This window comes from Paenibacillus sp. OT2-17 (assembly GCF_009827695.1).
GTDB lineage: Bacteria > Bacillota > Bacilli > Paenibacillales > Paenibacillaceae > Paenibacillus > Paenibacillus polymyxa_B.
This window is the reverse complement of record NZ_WUDQ01000726.1, coordinates 1-1,554: the sequence shown is the minus strand read 5'-3', so window position 1 is coordinate 1,554 and position 1,554 is coordinate 1. Positions and strand designations below refer to the sequence as shown.

1 protein-coding gene is annotated in these 1,554 nt (G+C 40.0%); it reads left to right on the top strand.

What is annotated here, in order from left to right; all coding sequences use genetic code 11:
- Nucleotides 1–1,554: non-ribosomal peptide synthetase (locus tag GRP75_RS26520; protein ID WP_160790843.1), on the top strand; the 1,554-nt coding region annotated here is incomplete at both ends.

Below are 1,554 nucleotides of genomic sequence, written 5' to 3'. Positions count from 1 at the left end.
AATCAGAACGAGGCCGCAGATTACTGGGAAACCTATCTTAAAGGTTACGAGCATCAGACAGTCCTTCCCCAAAACGGCAGGTCTGCAAGTGATGATTTCAGGATTGAAGAAACGGAGTTTAAAATATCTGAACAAATAACTAGCGATCTTGAGAAGTTTGCAGCCAAAAACAATACAACCATGAGTACCATTATAAAGACCATATGGGGGATATTATTACAGCGGTATAACAATACCGATGATGTGGTGTTTGGTGAGGTGGTATCGGGAAGGCCTCATGAAATACAGGGAATTGAGAGCATGGTGGGTTTATTTATAAATACCGTTGCAGTAAGGGTGAGTTGTGATGAGGATAAAACTTTTACCGAACTGATCAAAGAGATGCAGCAATCGGTGCTTGAATCTGACCGGTACAGTTTCTATCCTCTGGCGGATGTGCAGTCAAAAACATGCTTGAAAGATGCCTTGATACATCATGTCATGGCTTTTGAAAATTACCCTATGGATGAAGCGGTTAATGCTTCATCCAGTAATGGCATTTTAAATGTAGTTGGAATGGAAATATTCGAGCAGACGAATTATGATTTTGGGATACTCGTTGATGGCGGTAAGGAATTATCTATTAAATTCAGTTACAACTCACTGGTATATGATGGTAATTTCATAGAAAAAATCAAGGGACATTTTCAGTCGGTAATAGAAATTGTAACCGATAATCCCGATATGCATATTAGGAATATTGATATACTCACCGAAGTGGAAAAGAAAGAAATAGTACACTGCTTCAATAATACAACGGAGGAATACCACAGGGAAAAGACCATTCACCAACTATTTGAGGAACAAGCGGTGAAGACACCTGACAATGCGGCAGTGGTGTTTGAGGGTAAGCAGCTAACCTATAGGGAACTCAATGAGAAGTCAAATCAGCTTGCAAGAGTGTTGAGGGATAAGGGAGTTAAACCAGACAGCATAGTGGGTATTATGGTAGAACGCTCACTGGAGATGGTCATAGGTATATTTGGCATACTTAAAGCCGGAGGGGCATATATGCCTATAGATCCTGACTACCCTAAGGCAAGAATCGAATATTTACTCGAGAACAGCGAGATAGGGGTGCTGATTTCCCAAAAGCAATTCCTGGAGAAAGTGGAGTTTTACGGGAAGTATATAGACATAGAAGATGAAAGCCTTTATGCCGGAAACCCTATGAACCTGGAAGTGGTATGTTCACCGCAAAATTTGGCATATATCATTTATACATCTGGGTCTACAGGAAAACCTAAAGGGGTTATGGTAGAACATAAAGGGGTAGCAAATCTGGAGGCGTTTTTCAAGACCCGCTTAAATGTAAGTGAAAGCGATAGGATTATTCAATTTGCATCAATTTCATTCGACGCTGCAGTTTGGGAAATATTTATGGGACTATTGGCAGGAGCAACACTATATATATCTTCAAGCGATATTATCAATGACTATCGAAGATTTGAAGAATACCTAAATGAAAATGAGATAACTATTGCTACTTTACCACCTCCGTATCTGGCAAATCTG